General features: G+C 69.2%; 16 protein-coding genes. 10 read left to right on the plus strand and 6 right to left on the minus strand.

What is annotated here, in order from left to right; all coding sequences use genetic code 11:
* Positions 1-36: 36 nt before the first annotated feature.
* Positions 37-1,101 carry a GGDEF domain-containing protein gene (locus ACZ50N_RS03270; RefSeq protein ID WP_464474627.1) on the plus strand — a complete coding sequence of 355 codons (1,065 nt, stop codon included), beginning with the start codon at positions 37-39 and terminating at the stop codon, positions 1,099-1,101.
* 1 nt (position 1,102) lies between these two features.
* On the opposite strand, the gene ACZ50N_RS03275 is transcribed toward ACZ50N_RS03270, so the two are convergent.
* The gene (locus ACZ50N_RS03275) at positions 1,103-2,932 is read right to left on the minus strand and encodes an NAD(P)-binding domain-containing protein (protein WP_464474628.1); all 1,830 of its coding nucleotides are present in this window, start codon (positions 2,930-2,932) and stop codon (positions 1,103-1,105) included.
* 129 nt (positions 2,933-3,061) lie between these two features.
* On the opposite strand from ACZ50N_RS03275, the gene ACZ50N_RS03280 reads away from it, so the two are divergent.
* Genes ACZ50N_RS03280 through ACZ50N_RS03295 form a run of 4 tightly spaced genes read left to right on the plus strand, consistent with a single transcriptional unit; the run spans position 3,062 to position 6,692 of the window.
* Entirely contained in the window at positions 3,062-4,114 is a 1,053-nt protein-coding gene (locus ACZ50N_RS03280) for a 2,3-butanediol dehydrogenase (RefSeq protein ID WP_046364990.1), read from the plus strand.
* Between the two features lies 1 nt (position 4,115).
* On the plus strand, positions 4,116-4,895 hold the full coding sequence (locus tag ACZ50N_RS03285) for an acetoin reductase (RefSeq protein WP_133413041.1): 780 nt from the start codon (positions 4,116-4,118) through the stop codon (positions 4,893-4,895).
* Positions 4,896-4,918: 23 nt separating this feature from the next.
* Entirely contained in the window at positions 4,919-6,214 is a 1,296-nt protein-coding gene (locus tag ACZ50N_RS03290) for a helix-turn-helix domain-containing protein (RefSeq protein ID WP_046364992.1), read from the plus strand.
* Position 6,215: 1 nt separating this feature from the next.
* On the plus strand, positions 6,216-6,692 hold the full coding sequence (locus ACZ50N_RS03295; RefSeq protein ID WP_110798031.1) for a DUF779 domain-containing protein: 477 nt from the start codon (positions 6,216-6,218) through the stop codon (positions 6,690-6,692).
* On the opposite strand, the gene ACZ50N_RS03300 is transcribed toward ACZ50N_RS03295, so the two are convergent.
* The 5 genes from ACZ50N_RS03300 to ACZ50N_RS03320 are packed head-to-tail and all read right to left on the minus strand — an operon-like array spanning position 6,689 to position 12,726.
* Positions 6,689-7,726, minus strand: a complete 1,038-nt coding sequence (locus tag ACZ50N_RS03300; RefSeq protein ID WP_048423400.1) for a threonine aldolase family protein — start codon at positions 7,724-7,726, stop codon at positions 6,689-6,691. The genes ACZ50N_RS03295 and ACZ50N_RS03300 overlap by 4 nt on opposite strands.
* On the minus strand, positions 7,711-9,618 hold the full coding sequence (locus tag ACZ50N_RS03305) for an aldehyde ferredoxin oxidoreductase C-terminal domain-containing protein (RefSeq protein ID WP_464474629.1): 1,908 nt from the start codon (positions 9,616-9,618) through the stop codon (positions 7,711-7,713). The genes ACZ50N_RS03300 and ACZ50N_RS03305 overlap by 16 nt, the downstream gene beginning before the upstream one ends.
* Positions 9,615-10,619 (minus strand): aldo/keto reductase, encoded by a 1,005-nt coding sequence (locus ACZ50N_RS03310; protein ID WP_142240039.1) that lies wholly within the window; start codon positions 10,617-10,619, stop codon positions 9,615-9,617. The genes ACZ50N_RS03305 and ACZ50N_RS03310 overlap by 4 nt, the downstream gene beginning before the upstream one ends.
* Positions 10,616-11,239, minus strand: coding sequence for a cyclase family protein (locus tag ACZ50N_RS03315; RefSeq protein WP_464474630.1), 624 nt, complete (start codon positions 11,237-11,239; stop codon positions 10,616-10,618). Before ACZ50N_RS03315 ends, ACZ50N_RS03310 begins: the two co-directional genes overlap by 4 nt.
* The gene (locus ACZ50N_RS03320; protein WP_464474631.1) at positions 11,236-12,726 is read right to left on the minus strand and encodes an APC family permease; all 1,491 of its coding nucleotides are present in this window, start codon (positions 12,724-12,726) and stop codon (positions 11,236-11,238) included. The genes ACZ50N_RS03315 and ACZ50N_RS03320 overlap by 4 nt, the downstream gene beginning before the upstream one ends.
* Before the next feature lie 105 nt (positions 12,727-12,831).
* Between ACZ50N_RS03320 and ACZ50N_RS03325 the strand changes: the two genes are divergently transcribed.
* Genes ACZ50N_RS03325 through ACZ50N_RS03345 form a run of 5 tightly spaced genes read left to right on the plus strand, consistent with a single transcriptional unit; the run spans position 12,832 to position 16,098 of the window.
* Positions 12,832-13,794: a LysR family transcriptional regulator gene (locus ACZ50N_RS03325; RefSeq protein WP_464474632.1), complete on the plus strand. Its 963-nt coding sequence runs from the start codon at positions 12,832-12,834 to the stop codon at positions 13,792-13,794.
* Between the two features lie 54 nt (positions 13,795-13,848).
* Positions 13,849-14,127 (plus strand): putative holin, encoded by a 279-nt coding sequence (locus ACZ50N_RS03330; RefSeq protein WP_464474633.1) that lies wholly within the window; start codon positions 13,849-13,851, stop codon positions 14,125-14,127.
* Positions 14,120-14,413: a hypothetical protein gene (locus ACZ50N_RS03335; RefSeq protein WP_464474634.1), complete on the plus strand. Its 294-nt coding sequence runs from the start codon at positions 14,120-14,122 to the stop codon at positions 14,411-14,413. Before ACZ50N_RS03330 ends, ACZ50N_RS03335 begins: the two co-directional genes overlap by 8 nt.
* Positions 14,414-14,424: 11 nt before the next feature.
* Complete coding sequence (gene lpdA / locus ACZ50N_RS03340) at positions 14,425-15,819, plus strand: dihydrolipoyl dehydrogenase (protein WP_464474635.1); 1,395 nt, start codon at positions 14,425-14,427, stop codon at positions 15,817-15,819.
* Positions 15,820-16,098: a hypothetical protein gene (locus ACZ50N_RS03345; RefSeq protein ID WP_464474636.1), complete on the plus strand. Its 279-nt coding sequence runs from the start codon at positions 15,820-15,822 to the stop codon at positions 16,096-16,098.
* Positions 16,099-16,190 lie beyond the last annotated feature (92 nt).

Raw genomic sequence — 16,190 nt, forward strand, 5'->3', positions numbered from 1 at the left:
CGGTACGATCACCCCAGCTGAGCATCGGGGGCCGCGGTGAACCACATTCGAGGGTGGTGGCAACAGCCGGACCGCTACGACTGGCTGGCGCGCTATCTGGCGAAGCGCCGGCTGCTGCGCATCTCCTCGGCGGTGATGGCCACGATCATGGCGGTGCTCGCCGTAGCGCTGGCGTTGACGACCTTGAGTCCCGCGGGGCCCGAGGGCAGCGCCCGCCCCGTGGTGTGGGTGATCGCGGCAGGATTCGTCGGCGTCGCCGCGGCGTACGCGCGGCGGTGGCCGACCCGGCGACAGTCCGTGGTGTTCTCGATCTGCGGCTGTGCCGCTCTGGCCGTCGTCGCGGTGCTCCAATCCGATCCCCACGCCGGCCTGCTGACCTGCTGGGCCTTCGTCGGGCTGGCGGCCTACGTCGCGTCAGCACACAGCCCGCGCCTGCTCGTCCTCACCGTCACCATCGCGCTCGGCACCGCGGCCGCGTGCGCGGTGCGGATGGGGGTGGACGGTGACGTGCCCCTGGGCGTGGCCACCCTGCTGATGTCGATCGGAGGGTTGTTGACGGTGCCGTTCGGCGGACACATCCTGACGCGGTTGCTGTGGAACGACGCCGTGTCGACCGACCCGCTGACCGGGTTGACCAACCGGCGGGGGTTCCGGCGATCGGCGCACGCTCTGATCACCGAGGCCGCCCAGCGAGGTTCCGGAAGCTTCAGCGTCGTGATGATCGACCTCGACGGTTTCAAGCGCCTCAACGACACATTGGGCCACGCGGTCGGGGATCGAGTCCTCGTCGACGTGGCAGGCAGGCTGCGCGCCGCGTGTGGCTCAGGCATGATCTCGGCGCGGGTGGGCGGCGAGGAGTTCGTGGTCGCCCAGGCGTGCCCGCCGCGGGAGATGGAGATGGTGGCGCGGCGGCTGTGTGCGGCGATCGCCGCGAACCCGTGGCACGTCACCGCGAGCCTGGGGGTCGCCGGTGTCGCCGTGCAGGATCTGGCCGCCGGTACCCGCACGCTGATCGACCGGGCCATCGCCGCCGCCGACATGGCCATGTACGAAGCGAAACGGGCCGGCGGCAATCAGATCCGGCAGTCCGACGCCGCCTGACTCAGCTCAGGTGGTGCACCTCCTGCAGGCCGTACACCGGGGTCGGCATGCCCTCGTGCCGGGCCTTGAGTTGTAGCGCCAGATACAGCGAGTAGTGCCGGGACTGGTGCAGGTTGCCGCCGTGGAACCACAGGTTGGGCTGCTGCGTGGGCTTCCACATGTTGCGCTGCTCGCCCTCCCACGGCCCGGGATCCTTCGGGGTGTCGCTGCCCAGGCCCCACACCTTGCCGACCTTGTCGGCGACGTCCTGGCCGATCAGGTCGGCGGCCCAGCCGTTCATCGAGCCGTACCCGGTCGCGTAGACCACGACGTCGGCGGGCAGCTCGGTTCCATCGGCGAGAACCACCGAGTCCTCGGTCAGACGGTCGACCTGGCCGTGGGCGAGCTTGATCCGCCCGTCGGCGACCATGTCGCAGGCGCCCACGTCGATGTAGTACCCCGAGCCGCGGCGCAGGTACTTCATGAACAGTCCGGAACCGTCCGCGCCCCAATCCAATTCGAACCCGGCTGCCTCGAGCCGGTCGTAGAACTCCTTGTCGCGCTCCCGCATCTGGTCGTACAGCGGGATCTGGAATTCGTGCATGATCCGGTACGGCAGGGAGGCGAACGTCAGGTCGGCCTTCTCGGTCGTCATCCCCGCGGCCAACGCCCGCTCGGAGTACAGGTCGCCCAGGCCGATGTCCATCAGGGTGTCGGACTTGACGATGTGGGTGGAGGACCGCTGCACCATCGTGACGTCGACGGCGTTCTCGTAGAGCGCCTTGCAGATGTCGTGGGCGGAGTTGTTCGAGCCGATCACGACCGCTTTCTTGCCGGCGTAGGCGTCCGGGCCGGGATGCTGCGACGAGTGGTGCTGGTCGCCGCGGAACACATCCTGGCCGGGCAGCGTGGGCACATACGGCTTGCCCGACATGCCGGTGGCGAGCACCAGCTGGGTCGGCTGCAGCGTGAGGCGTTCGCCGTCGCGGTCCACCTCGACTGTCCAGCGGCCCTGGGTCTCGTCGAAGGTGGCGGACAGGCACGTCGTCTTCGACCAGTACGGCACCTCCATCACGCGGGTGTAGAACTCCAGCCAGTCGCCGATCTTGTCCTTGGGGGCGAACACCGGCCAGTTCTGCGGGAACGGCAGGTAGGGCAGGTGGTCGTACCAGACCGGGTCGTGCAGGCACAGCGACTTGTACCGCTTGCGCCACTGATCGCCGGGCCGCTCGTGCTTGTCGACGACGATGGCCGGCACGCCGAGCTGGCGCAGCCGCGCGCCGAGCGCGATGCCGCCCTGACCGCCGCCGATGATCAGCGTGTACGGCTGGGTGCTGCGCCCCAGTTCGGCGTCTTCGGCGGCCTTGCGCTCGGCCCAGGAGCGCGGGTCCGGGTCGTCGCCGTGCACGGCGCCGAGCACCCGCGTCGCGCCCTTGCGCTCTTCGTGGCCCTTGAGTTCCTGCAGCGCGGTCAGCATGGTCCAGGCCCGATCGGTGCCGTCCTCGCCGCGGATCCGCAGGTGTCCGGTGCCGCGGCCGGCGGCGGTCTCGAACTGGATGAACGCCGAGACGACGTCCCCGTCCTGGGTGGGTTCCTCGCGCGTGCTGAAACCCGACGGGTCGGTCTCGGCGAGGCGCGCGGTCAGCATGTCGATGATCTGGTCGCGGCCCTCCAGCGTCTTGAGGTTCCAGGTGAAGGACACCAGGTCACGCCAGAAACCGTCGACGGCGAACATGCCGGCGGCGCGCTCGATGTCGCGGACGGCCAGCGCCGCCTCGAAGTCGGCCAGCCAGGCGTCGACGCGCTGCTGCGGGGTCAGGGTGGTGGTTCGGGGGTCGAGAGTGGAAGTCATGTGAGCCAGACCACACCGCGGCGCGCAGGGCTGACAAGAGTTGCGAAGCGTTGCAACCCCCGCGAGCGAGGGCCTGCAACCCCCTGCAACTCTTTCGGCGTGTGGCCGCCGTCACATAGACATGCCGATATGAGAGCAGCTGTCTATTACGGCCCGAACAAACTCGAGATCGACGACGTCGCCGAACCGGAGGTCCGCCCCGGCACCGTCAAGCTGCAGGTCGGCTTCAACGGCATCTGCGGCACCGACCTGCACGAGTACTACGCGGGCCCGATCTTCGTGCCGACCTCGCCGCACCCGCTGACCGGCGCCGAGCTGCCGTTGACGATGGGCCACGAGTTCTCCGGCACCATCACCGCCGTCGGCGAGGGCGTGACCGGGTGGACGGAGGGTGACCGCGTCGCCGTCGAGCCGATCTACAAATGCGACCAGTGCGGACCGTGTCGGGCCGGCAACTACAACGTCTGCCAGCAGATCGGCTTCCACGGGCTGATGTCCGACGGCGGCATGGCCGAGTCGACCGTGGTGCCGACATCGATGCTGCACCGGCTGCCGGACAACGTCTCGCTGGAACTGGGCGCCCTCGTCGAGCCCATGTCGGTGGCCTATCACGCGGCCACCCTCGGGGACGTCACACAGGGGAACACCGCGATGGTGTTCGGCGCCGGGCCGATCGGCATCGGGCTGTGGTTCGCGTTGCGCGGCAAGGGACTCGAGGATGTCTTCGTCGTGGAGCCATCGCCCACCCGGCGCGCGGCCATCGAGGCGCTCGGTGCGCAGACCCTCGATCCGACCGCGACCGACGTGCCCGCGTTCATCGCCGAGCACACCTCCGGTGCCGGCGCCGACGCGGTGTTCGACGCCGCCGGCGTCGCACCCGCGGTCAGTACCGCACTGGCCTGCGTCGGCTCCCGCCGGCCGATGGTCAGCGTGGCGATCTACGAAAAGCCGCTGGAGACACCACTTCTGAACCTGGTGATGAACGAATCTCGCATCCAGGGCTCGCTCTGCTACACCGGTGCGGATTTCGAGGCGGTGATCGCGCTGATGGCCGACGGCCGCTACGACACGACCGGTTGGGTGACCCGCATCCCGCTCGACGACGTCGTCGACGAGGGATTCGAGGCACTGCACGCCGGCACGAAGATGAAGGTTCTCGTGGATCCGAACGGAGCGAACTGACATGGCAATCAACGGAAAAGTCGCCCTGGTGACCGGGGCCGGGCGGGGCATCGGGCGCGGTATCGCACTGCGGCTGGCGCGCGACGGCGCCGATGTGGCGCTGGTCGACGTGACGGCCGACGGCATCTCCGCGGTCGCCGACGAGATCGCCGAAGTCGGCTCGAAATCAACCACATTCGTCGCCGACGTCAGCGATCGCGACCAGGTGTTCGCGGCCGTCGACCACACCGCGAGCGCGCTCGGCGGCCTGGACATCATGGTCAACAACGCCGGCATCGCACTGGTCGGACCGCTCGTCGACGTCACGCCCGACGAGCTGAAGAAACTCTGGGCCATCAACGTCGACGGCGTGCTGTGGGGCATCCAAGCCGCGGTAGCGCAGTTCAAGAAAGCCGGCACCAAAGGCAAGATCATTAATGCCTCGTCGATCGCCGGCCACGACGGCTTCGCGATGCTCGGCCCCTACAGCGCCACCAAATTCGCGGTCCGGGCGCTGACCCAGGCTGCGGCCAAGGAGCACGCCGCCGACGGCATCACCGTCAACGCGTACTGCCCCGGGGTGGTCGGCACCGATATGTGGGTGGAGATCGACAAGCGCTTCGCCGAGCTGACCGGCGCCGCCGAGGGCGAGACCTACGACAAGTTCGTCGGCGGCATCGCGCTCGGACGCGCCGAGACACCCGACGATGTCGCCGGTTTCGTGTCCTACCTCGCCGGCCCCGACGCCGATTACATGACCGGGCAGGCCGGGCTGATCGACGGCGGCCTGGTCTACCGCTGAGATGGGGAGCACAATCGCAGGTGATGCCAGGGTCGTCCGTGCCTGAACCCGCCGTCGCCGTCGGGGAGGATCCGCGCAGCTATGCGCGGCTGATGTCGGCTGTCTACGACGCGACCATGGCCGGGCATCGCGCACCGGCCCGTCCCCGGGAGGTGATCGGCGACTCCTGGCAGCGCCTGCTGGCCAGTGGCGTCGAACCGAGTGACACCCCGGTGGTCGAAACCGGCGGGCTCGAGTCGCTGCGCCGCGCGTCTGGCCTGATGGACGTGCTCGACGAAATCTCCCACGGCCTCGAGTCGCTGGTCGCCGACGGCGAGAACATCCTCGTCGTCGCCGACGCGACCGGGCGGGTGCTGTGGCGCTCGGGCTCACCGTCGGTGCTCAGCAACGCCGACAGGCTCGGCTTCGTCGAGGGCGCGCACTGGGGTGAAGGCGCCGTCGGTACCAACGCGATCGGCACCGCACTCGCCGCGCAGCGCGCCGTCCAGGTGTTCTCCGCCGAGCACTTCCTGCGCAGCCATCACGCGTGGACGTGCGCCGGTGCCCCGATCCGGGACCCGCGGACCGGCCAGGTGCTCGGCGTCGTCGACGTCTCCGGACCGGCAGCGACCGTGCACCCGACCACGATCGCGCTCGTCGACGCCGTCGCCCGGCTCGCCGAATCGCACCTGCGCTCCGAGCACGACCGCACTCTGAACCGGCTGCGCACCGTGGCGGCGCCGATCCTGGCGCGCATGGGTACCCCGGCGTTGGCCGTCGACACCGAGGGCTGGGTCGCTGCGGTCGACGCGATGCCGCTGCACAACCGCATCCTGCTGCCCGACCAGATGGGGCCGGGTCGGGTGTGGTTTGCGACGTTGGGACTGTGCGCGGTCGAGCCGCTACCCGGCGGATGGCTGGTGCGGCTGGCCGGCCGGGGCGACGGTGACGACGAGACGACCGCGCAGGTCTCGCAGGTGACGCTCGACTTCGCCGATGCCGACAAGCCGGCGCTGCGGCTGGTCGGGGAGTTCGGCAGCTGGTGTCATGACCTGTCGCTGCGGCACGCCGAGATCCTCTGTGCGCTGGCGCGCTCCCCGCAGGGCCGCACCGCGCCGGAACTCGCCGAGGATCTCTATGGCGACCGCACCCGCGTGGTCACCGTGCGGGCCGAGATGTCACGGCTGCGCAAACAGTTCTCCGGACTGCTCGCCGCCCAGCCGTACCGCTTCGCGTCGTCGGTCGGGCTGACGGTCCGCTACCCGACGGATCGGCGCACGCTGCTGCCGCCGTCGACCGCGCCGGCCATCCGGGCCGCGCGACTGGGGCAGGATGGTTGACGTGCCCGCACCGAACAGAGCCCTCATCACCGCCGCCGCGGCCGATCTGCTGCGCACCCTGCAGGAACGCCACGGCGCGCTGATGTTCCACCAGTCCGGCGGCTGCTGCGACGGGTCGTCGCCGATGTGCTACCCGGACGGCGACTTCGTCGTCGGCGACCGCGATGTGCTGCTCGCGGTGTTCGATGTCGGCGACGGGGTCCCGGTGTGGATCTCGGGGCCGCAGTTCGACGTCTGGAAACACACCCAGCTGGTGATCGACGTGGTGCCCGGCCGCGGCGGCGGGTTCAGCCTCGAAGCGCCCGAAGGCAAGCGGTTCCTCAGCCGCGGCAGAGCCTTCACCGACGACGAGAACCGCACGCTGGCCGACGAGCCGGTGATCACCGGGGCGGCCTACGAGCGCGGCGAACGACCCGCGGTGAACGGCACGCACGTCGTCGCCGAAGCCGTCGACGCGTGCCCGGTGCCGCAGCGCTAGCTGGACGCGGACGCCACGATCTCGCGCAGCTCCTTCGCGAAGCCGTAGACCACGTCGTCGGTGGTTTCATGCGAGCACATCCACCGCACCTCGCGGGTCGCGGGATTCCAGGTCTGGAAGTCGGCGATCGCCCGCACCTCGTCCTCGACGCCGGGCGGCAGGATGGCGAACACAGCGTTGGCCTGAGTCGGCTGGGTGATCGTCAGGCCCGGGATGTCCTCCACCAGCGAACGCAGCAGCGTCGCCTGCTCGTTCGCGTGACGCGCACCGTGACGCCACAGCTCACCCTCCAACAGCGCGATGAACTGCGCCGAGATGTACCGCATCTTCGATGCCAGCTGCATCGTGTACTTGCGGATGTACTCGATCCCCGTCACCCGATCGGGCTCGAGCACCACCACGAGTTCGCCGAACATCAGTCCGCTCTTGGTGCCGCCCAACGAGATCACGTCGACACCGACATCGGTCGCCAGCGCACCCAGCGGCAGGTTCAGCGCCGCCGCGGCATTGGTCAGGCGCGCACCGTCGAGATGCACACCCATGTTGTAGCCGTGCGCCACCTCGGCGACGGCCGCGATCTCCTCGGGGGTGTACAGCGTGCCCAGCTCGGTACTCTGCGTCAACGACACCACTGACGGTTGCGCGTGGTGCACGATCCCGAAGTTGTGCGCCAGCGCCGTCACGTGATCGACGGTGAGCTTGCCGTCGATACTGTTGGCCTGCAGCATCTTCAGGCCGGCCACTCGCTCCGGTGCCCCGCCCTCATCGGTGTTGATGTGGGCCGTGTGCGCGCAGATCACCCCACCCCAGGTCGGCTGCATCGCCTGCAGTGCGACCACATTGGCGCCCGTCCCGTTGAACACCGGGTAGGCGGTGGCCCGACCGCCGAACTCATCGCGGACGATGTCCTGCAGCCGTGACGTGTATCGGTCACGGCCGTAACTCATCTCGTCGCCGGTGTTGGCCGCCATCACCGCCTCGAGCACGGCCGGCAGCGCCGGCGCCCAGTTGTCGGAGGCTAGGTGATAGCGCATGGCGTCACCGAGGACGGCGTCGGGGGAGGCGATGTCGGACTCACTCTCGGTCGGGTTGGACGGGGATCGGCCCACTGCAGACCCAGGGAGGCCAGGGTGATCGAGGTCGGGACGCCCTCGGCATCCCAGCCGGCCAGCGCGTAGTACTGCGCCAGCGCGTCGGAGAACGCGTCACGGTCGAGAACCGCACCGGCGTGCCGCCCACTGTCGACGGGCTCGGCGAAGAACCGTTCGGGCAGCGAGTCCTGCTCGGCTCCGATGCCTTCGCGAATGTTGTAGAGCCGCATCAGGTTCCATCGGCGCCGGCCCCACATCATGATCTCGTGATCGCTGGTCAGCCACCCGGTGACCGCCGCAACGATCTCGGCGACCCGCGCCTGGGTGAGCAGCCTCATCGGCGGCCCCGCGAACAGGCACACCCCGAGCGCGTCCAGACCGCTCCACAGATCCAGCAGCACGGCCGTGCGAGCCACTCGTGCCGCATCGAGGTGCGTCATGTCGGCCCACTCGTCCACGCCCAGTGTCCGCATCTGCGCCAGCCCGTGCGCCGGACCGTCGTCGGGGTCGAAGTCGAGGTCGTGTTCGACGATCTCGTAGCGCGGCCCCAGCGGGCTCACCGCATAGGCGAGCGCCTGACCGGCCGAGGTCCTCGGGTCGTACCGGCAGAACTCGACTCCTTTGACGTGCATCGCCGGCTCGGGCCGGCCCCGCGCCTCGGCGAGGAGGCGCACACCTTCGCCCAGGAACCAGTCGTCGCCGTGACGCGCGGTGACATCGTCGATCATGGCTGCGGGCGGCCGCTCCGCGCGGTCGACCTCGGTGAGGTACGCCCACACCGCGGCGAACGACACGGGGTCCAGGCCCACGGCGTGGCATCGTGCGACCAGATCGAGCGCGTCGCCGACGTCGGTGACACCGCAGCCGAGAACGAACGCCGCCAGGTTCTCCTCGTCGAGCCCGCCGAGGCGGGGGTCGATCCCGTTGTCGTAGCTCGTGATGCAGTCGTTCGGACACCCCGGACACGCTCCGGAGCCGTCTCGTCGGCGGTCGGCGAGCAGCTGAGCGGCCTCCGCCGGCACCGACGGCATGGCGGCGGTCTGGAAGTTCCCGACGCCGGCGTAGCCGGTCAGACCCGGGTCGAGGAACCAGCCGCCGAAGCCAGTCGCCGAGGCTTGCGCCGCGGTCAGCGGGTTCGCGCCGATGTGGTCGCGGTAGTGCGCGGTGAGGCGCTGTAGCGTCGCGTCGTCGTGTGCCGCGGGCATGGCGCCCGGGACCACGACGACGGCCTTGAGATTCTTCGCCCCCATCACCGCGCCGAGCCCCATCCGCGCCGCTGCATGGGTGAACTCGGTGACGATTCCCGCGTACCGCACCAGGTTCTCGCCCGCGGGGCCGATGACCGCGACTGCCGCGTCGTCGCCGTGACGTGCTTTGAGAACGTCAGTGGCGCAATGAGTCTCGAGGCCCCAGAGGTCAGCGGCGTCCTGGAGGCGCGGCGCTCCGCCCTCGATGACCACGTAGCACGGCGCGGCGGCTCGGCCGGTCACCAACACCCCGTCGCACCCCGACGCCTTGAGCGCCGCACCGAACGGGCCCCGCCCGCGGGCCTCCCCGACGCCGCCGGTCAGCGGTGACTTGCCGACCACGGTGAACGTGGGCAACCCGACGGCGCGGTGACCGGCGACCACGCCCGACATCAGCATCAACACCGACGCCGGCGCGAAGGGGTCCAGGCCGGCGGCTGTGTCCGTCAGCAGCCGACGCACGCCGAGCAGACCGCCGCCGGGGTAGCGCCGCCACTCCTGCGCGGTGGGTTCCTCGACGTGGCTGCGTCCCGCGCCGAGGTCGAGATGGAGCAAGCGCCCGGAGTGACCGGTGGGCAGCGTGGTCACGGCGAGACGAGCCCGATACCGCACTCTGCGGCCAGATCCGCCCAGAGTTCCTCGGGCACCGGTGTGTCGAACAGGCCGACGTTCTCACTGATCTCCGCTGCGGTGCGGGCGCCGGTGAGCACGGCGGCCACCGCAGGGTCGCGGAACGGGAACTGCAGGGCAGCGGCGCGCAGGGGGACGCCGTGGCGCGCGCACACCCCGGCGATCGTGCTCGCCCGGACGACGACGTCGTGCGGGCTGGGCACGTAGTCGTAGGTGGCCGTCACAGCACCGGGATTGGCGAGCACGCCGCTGTTGTAGACCCCCGCCGCGATCACGGCGACGCCGCGTTCGGCGGCCAGCGGCAGCAGCTCCCGGCCCGCAGCCTGGTCCAGCAATGTCCACCGTCCCGCGATCAGGACGCAGTCGAGGTCCACGGCGCGCAAGATCTCGACCGCCGGTTCGGCGTAATCGATTCCGAGTCCGACCGCTCCGATGACCCCTTCGTCGCGCAGCCGAACCAGAGCCCGGTATGCGCCGTCGACCGCCTGCCGCACATGCCGTTCGGGATCGTGGACGTGCACGATGTCCACGCGGTCGAGGCCGAGCCGGGTCAGGCTCTCCTCCAGGGACCGCAGCGCACCGTCGTAGGAGAAATCGAAGACCGGCACGGCGGGCCCGGTGTCTTTGTAGAACGGTTGACCCGCGTGCTCCTGGGTGGTGTCGAGCTCCCACGCGGTGCCCGGCGCTGGTTCGCGCAGCAGCCGGCCGACCTTGGTCGCGACGGCGAACTCGGCCCGCGGCCGGGTGCACAGCCCGCCGCCGAGGCGCTGCTCCGCCCGGCCGTAGCCGTACAGCGGGGCGGTGTCGAACAGCCGCAGCCCGAGATCCCATGCCGCCCGGACGGTCGCGGCAGCGTCCTCGTCGCGGACCGGTCGGAACAGGCCGCCGAGCGGAGCGGTCCCGAGTCCGAGGCGGGTGACGGTGACCTCGCGGATCGCGACGGTGTCGGTGGCTCTCACGGTGTGGGCTCGGACGAGACGGCCACCACCCGTGCCGGGCTTCCGTCGCCCCCGACGATGCGCAGCGGGCTCACGATCAGCTCGAACACCTGGGGCAGTGCGGCTGTGTTGGCGAGGTTCTCGACGATGATCACGCCGTGGCCCAGCAGGATCTGGTGCACGGCGTCGACACCCGGTGCGTCGACCGAGGGACTGTCGATGCCGACCAGGCGAACACCGTTGCGCACCAACAGATGTGCGGCCTCGACGTCGAGGTGGGTGTAGTCGGTGATGTAGGACGGCTGGTCGCTGTGCTCGCTGCAGCCGGTGTGGACGACGACGCGGCCGGCGCGCGCGTCGGCCACCTGATCGGCGGTGACGACCGGGCCGTGCGCGTCGACCTTTTCCCCGGGTCCCACCAGGACGTCGAGCGGGATCTCGTCGACCCCGATCTCCCCGGCCACGAAGTGCGACGGCGCGTCGACGTGGGTGCCGCAGTGCGAGTCGATCGTGATCGTGCTGCCGGCCCAGCCGTGGGAGGCGATGTCGGCGTACGGGGTGATCCGCGGAGGGAAGTGGTCGGACTCGTTGGTCGGCATCGCCGGGGAGATCGGCATGCTCAGATCGATGTAGCGGCTCATCGGCCGGCGGTCTCGCCAGCGATGAACGTGTCGGCGTCCGGGCGCATCACCTCGGGCCGCGTGCGACGTACGACCATCACCCAGCACACGCCGAGCAGCAGCCAGATCAGGACGGCGATCTGGACACTGCGGCCGAACGTCCAGCCCGCATTCCACAGTGATGCGAGATACGACTTATAGATCACGAAGCACACCACCGCGATGCCGACGACCGGCACGACGCCGTGCATGAAGACATGGAACTTCGTGGCGCGGTTGCGGACGTGGTAGACGATGTTCGCGATGTTGACCGCCAGATAGGTCAGCAGCGCCAGCGACGAGGACATGGTGGCCGACCAGTTGTACTGGCTCGCCGTCCCCAGGAGGGCGCCCAGCAGCAGCGTCACAAGCACCGTCACCACGAGCCCGAGGGTCATCGCGTTGCCGGGCACCCGGGCGCCCGCCTTGAGACGGGCGAGGAACGCCGGGGCGGTACCCGCGCGGCCCATGGCGTAGAGCGCGCGGCTGCTCGCGACGTTCTGCGCGAGGTAGATCGCGGTGATCGAGGTGAAAGCGATCACCGAGATCAGCAATTGGCCTGCGCCACCCCAGAACTGGTGCGCCATCGCCGACACCGGGGTGCCACCGTCGGCGGCCACCGCGGCGACCTGCTCGACGGGGAAGGCGGCGACGAAGCCGATGGCGGTGATCACCCAGAAGGCCCCGACGGCCAGCACGGCGACCACGGTGGCGATGGGGATGTACTTGCGCGGCGTGTGCGTCTCCTCGGCGAGCGTGGAGACCGCGTCGAAGCCCACATTGGCCTGGATGCCGAACACCAGCGCCGCGAAGATCGACGCCGTGCCGCCGAGGGCGGCCGATGGGGTGAAGGTCTGGCCGACGTCGGCGACGGTGAACGAGCCGTTGCTGGACTGGACGATGAAGATGGTGAGCATCAACGCGAAGACGACGACGGACTCGAGCACCATGAAGATGACGGTGCCTTTCAGGCTGAGGTCGATGCCGCGGAAGTTGATGGCGGCCACCACGACCGTCATCAGCAGGACGCCGATGGCCCAGGTGAGGTAGCCCGTGGGGACGCCGACCTGGTTGAGGATGTCGTTGAAGAACAGCGCGCCGATGCCGGGGAGCACGATCTGGGCCAGCAGGTAGAAACCGTTGAGGATCCAGCCCGCGAAGACTCCGGCGCCCGGGCCCATGGCTTCGCGCACCCAGGTGTAGGCGCTGCCGGCGCTGGGCAGCGACCGCGAGAGGGCTGCGTAGGACAGCGCCGTGGGCAGGGTCACGACGATGGCGATGAGGAAGATCAGCGGGACGACGCTACCGGCGGTGGCTTCTGTCGGCGTGAAGTTGAAGTAGAGACCGCTCGCGGGCGACATGATGATCGCGCCGAGCAGTGCCGCCCCGACCCACGTCATGGAGTTGCGCCGGAGTCCGCCCGCCGCGACGTCGTCGGCCTGTTCAACAGTGCGCGGTTCGGTGTTCATCGGGGTCTGCCCTTCCTCGTTCAGATGCCGGGTCGTCCGGTGCTGGATTGCGACAGACGTTAGGGACCCGGCGGCGAGGGCGCTCACCAACTAGCATGATGATTTGTGAAGCAATCCTTCACCAAACATGAACTCTCCGATCCTCGTCTGCTGGTCAGCTTTGCCAAGGTGGCGCGGCTGGGCTCGATCACCCGGGCGGCCGAGGAACTCGGTTACGTGCCGTCGGCCGTGTCGCAACACATCACGACGCTGGAACACCGGCTCGGTGGCGTGCTGCTGTTCACCCGCAAACCCGGCAGTCGCATCGTGCTCACGGCTGCCGGCCGCGCGCTGGCCGCCGCGGCCGACGACATGCTTTCGGCCGCAGCCACATTCGGTGATGTCGCGCGGGGTATCTCTCGTGGCGACGGCGTCGTCCTGCGGATCGGCGCCTACGGCACGGCACTGAGCTTCCTGCTGCCCGCTGCGTTGGCTTCCCTGCGTGAGACCGATCCCACCGCTCGGGTCGACACGGTCGAGATCGAACCGATCGAAGGGGTGACTCTGATCGACACCGGAGAGCTCGACATCCTGATAGCTCACCGCTATCTCGCCGAAGAGCAACCGCCCTCGGGCGACAACCTCGATGCCCGGCTCGTCGGCCGCGAACCGCTGGTGGCGGTGACCGCCGCCGCGCATCCGCGCGCTCTCACGGAGTGCCTCGATGCCGACTGGGTCGCGGGGTCGCCGCGTGACGTCGACCGCCAGCAGCTCATCCGGTGGGCGGCGGATGTCGGGTTCGCGCCCCGAGTCAGCCACGTGACCCGCGACTACCTCACCGCCGTGGAACTGATCGTCAGCGACCTGGCGGTCGGGATGCTGCCCGCCTCGGTGGTCAACGCGCCGCACAACCGGCACCGGCTGGCACTGGTCGACAACGACGCGGCGACGCCCTATCCGTTCCGCGATGTGTTGACCGTGACCCGGGCGGGGTTCCGGACTGTGCTCGGCAATGCACTGCTGTCCGAGATCGCCGCCGCGGGCCGCGAATCGTTCGATGCGGCGGCGAAGGTGCAGGACGCGTCCTGATCGGCCGGGCGCGCCTGCCCCGTGACGCCACCCGCCGGCGCTACCGTCTCAGGCGTGATCCCGCTGCCCCGCGCGTCGGTGCTGGCCGGGGTGATGCTCATCGGCGTCACCCTCGGGATGACCGGCGCCCTGCTGGCCGCCGGTGAGATCACCACCGCACTGAAGCCCGCCGCCGTGATCGCATTCGCGGTCGGCATCCCCAGCGTCCTCGGCACCCTGGTGATCCTGCTGTCCGGCCGGCGCTGGACCACCGCAGTCGGCGCGCTGGTGGTCGCCATCGGACCCGGCTGCCTCGGTGCGCTGACCGCGCTGCAGGTGGCCGCCGGTGTCTGACCAGCTTGTCGCCGAACACCTGAGCCGGTGGAAGTTCGCGATGGTCACGGTCGTCGTCTGGCTCGTCGCGGGCGCGGCCGGTGCCGGCCTGTACCACTGGTGGGCGCAGGCCCCGGACAAGGCCGTCCCGGTGTTCGCGGTACTGGTCTATCTGGTCGCCAGCGTCGTCGGAAGCCTGCTGACCGCGTTGGTGCAGGACCGCCCGGCGGTCACCGCGCTGGCGATCGCGTTCATGTCAGCGCCGTTGGCCGCGGCCATGGGTGCTGCGCTGCTCCGCGGCCACTAGGGTGGTAAGGCGTGACCCACTATGACGTCGTCGTTCTCGGAGCCGGCCCCGGCGGGTACGTCGCGGCTATCCGCGCTGCTCAGCTCGGACTCAACACAGCCATCATCGAACCCAAGTACTGGGGCGGCGTCTGCCTGAACGTCGGGTGCATCCCGTCGAAGGCGCTGCTGCGCAACGCCGAGCTGGCGCACATGTTCACCAAGGAAGCCAAGACGTTCGGTATCAGCGGTGACGTCAGCTTCGACTACGGCGCCGCGTTCGACCGCAGCCGTAAGGTCGCCGACGGCCGCGTCGCCGGTGTGCACTTCCTGATGAAGAAGAACAAGATCACCGAGATCCACGGGTACGGCAAGTTCACCGACGACCACACGATCGTCGTCGACCTGAACGAGGGCGATACCGAGAAGGTCACGTTCGACAACGCGATCATCGCGACCGGCGCGCACACCAAGCTGGTGCCCGGCACCAAGCTCTCCACGAACGTCATCACCTACGAAGAGCAGATCATGGAGCGCGAACTGCCCGGCTCGATCGTCATCGCCGGCGCCGGCGCGATCGGCATGGAGTTCGCGTACGTGATGAAGAACTACGGCGTCGACGTCACGATCGTCGAGTTCCTGCCGCGCGCGCTGCCCAACGAGGACGCCGAGGTCTCCAAGGAGATCGAGAAGCAGTACAAGAAGCTGGGCGTCAAGATCCTCACCGGTACCAAGGTCGAGTCGATCACCGATGACGGCTCGTCGGTGACCGTCAAGATCAGCAAGGACGGCAAAGAGGACGAGATCAAGACCGACAAGGTCATGCAGGCCATCGGCTTCGTCCCCAACGTCGACGGATACGACCTGAAGAAGGCCGGCGTCGAGCTGACCGACCGCGGCGGCATCGGCATCGACGACTACATGCGCACCAACAAGCCGCACATCTACGCGATCGGCGACGTCACCGGCAAGCTGCAGCTCGCCCACGTCGCCGAGGCGATGGGCGTCGTCGCCGCCGAGACCATCGCCGGGGCAGAGACACTGGCCCTCGGTGACTACCGGATGATGCCGCGCGCGACGTTCTGTCAGCCGCAGGTCGCCAGCTTCGGGCTGACCGAGCAGCAGGCCAAGGACGAGGGCCATGACATCGTCGTGGCGAAGTTCCCGTTCACCGCGAACGGCAAGGCGCACGGCCTGGCCGATCCCACCGGCTTCGTCAAGCTGATCGCCGACAAGAAGTACGGCGAACTGCTCGGTGGCCACCTGATCGGTCCCGACGTCTCCGAACTGCTGCCGGAGCTGACCCTGGCGCAGAAGTGGGACCTGACCGCCAACGAGCTGGCCCGCAACGTCCACACCCACCCGACCCTGTCCGAGGCGCTGCAAGAGTGCTTCCACGGACTGGTCGGCCACATGATCAACTTCTAATTGAGGGCGATCTGGGTCGCCGGCATCGGCGGGTTGGTGATCGGTCACATGCTGTGGCTGGCCGGTATCTCTGCAGCCATCGGCTCGACTGATGTCCCGACCTGGGTGCTGGTCGTCGCGGCGGTGTCGTTCCTCGGCGCGATCGCATCCGGTTACCTCGGGTGGCGGCAGTGGCAGAAGAAGTCGCCGAAGGCCGAGGCGTGGGCGGTGTTCTGCTGGGCGCTGCCGGTGTCTCCGGTGCTGTTCTCCCTGGCTGTATTGGGTGTGACGTACCTGTAGCGGTGCCATGATGTGCCGGTGGGGGATGGCGGCGTCAGGGGTTTGCTGCGCCAGTGGTGGCATCAGCGCGATGACTACGACTGGCGCATCGA

The organism is Mycolicibacterium obuense (assembly GCF_055397605.1).

What these genes read in the sequence shown, in the direction of transcription:
- ACZ50N_RS03285 (WP_133413041.1), top strand. Translation starts at nt 4,116, where the DNA reads ATGGCAATCAACGGAAAAGTCGCCCTGGTGACCGGGGCCGGGCGGGGC.
- ACZ50N_RS03300 (WP_048423400.1), bottom strand. Translation starts at nt 7,726, where the DNA reads ATGCGCTATCACCTAGCCTCCGACAACTGGGCGCCGGCGCTGCCGGCC.
- ACZ50N_RS03280 (WP_046364990.1), top strand. Translation starts at nt 3,062, where the DNA reads ATGAGAGCAGCTGTCTATTACGGCCCGAACAAACTCGAGATCGACGAC.
- ACZ50N_RS03315 (WP_464474630.1), bottom strand. Translation starts at nt 11,239, where the DNA reads ATGAGCCGCTACATCGATCTGAGCATGCCGATCTCCCCGGCGATGCCG.
- ACZ50N_RS03275 (WP_464474628.1), bottom strand. Translation starts at nt 2,932, where the DNA reads ATGACTTCCACTCTCGACCCCCGAACCACCACCCTGACCCCGCAGCAG.
- ACZ50N_RS03290 (WP_046364992.1), top strand. Translation starts at nt 4,919, where the DNA reads ATGCCAGGGTCGTCCGTGCCTGAACCCGCCGTCGCCGTCGGGGAGGAT.
- ACZ50N_RS03320 (WP_464474631.1), bottom strand. Translation starts at nt 12,726, where the DNA reads ATGAACACCGAACCGCGCACTGTTGAACAGGCCGACGACGTCGCGGCG.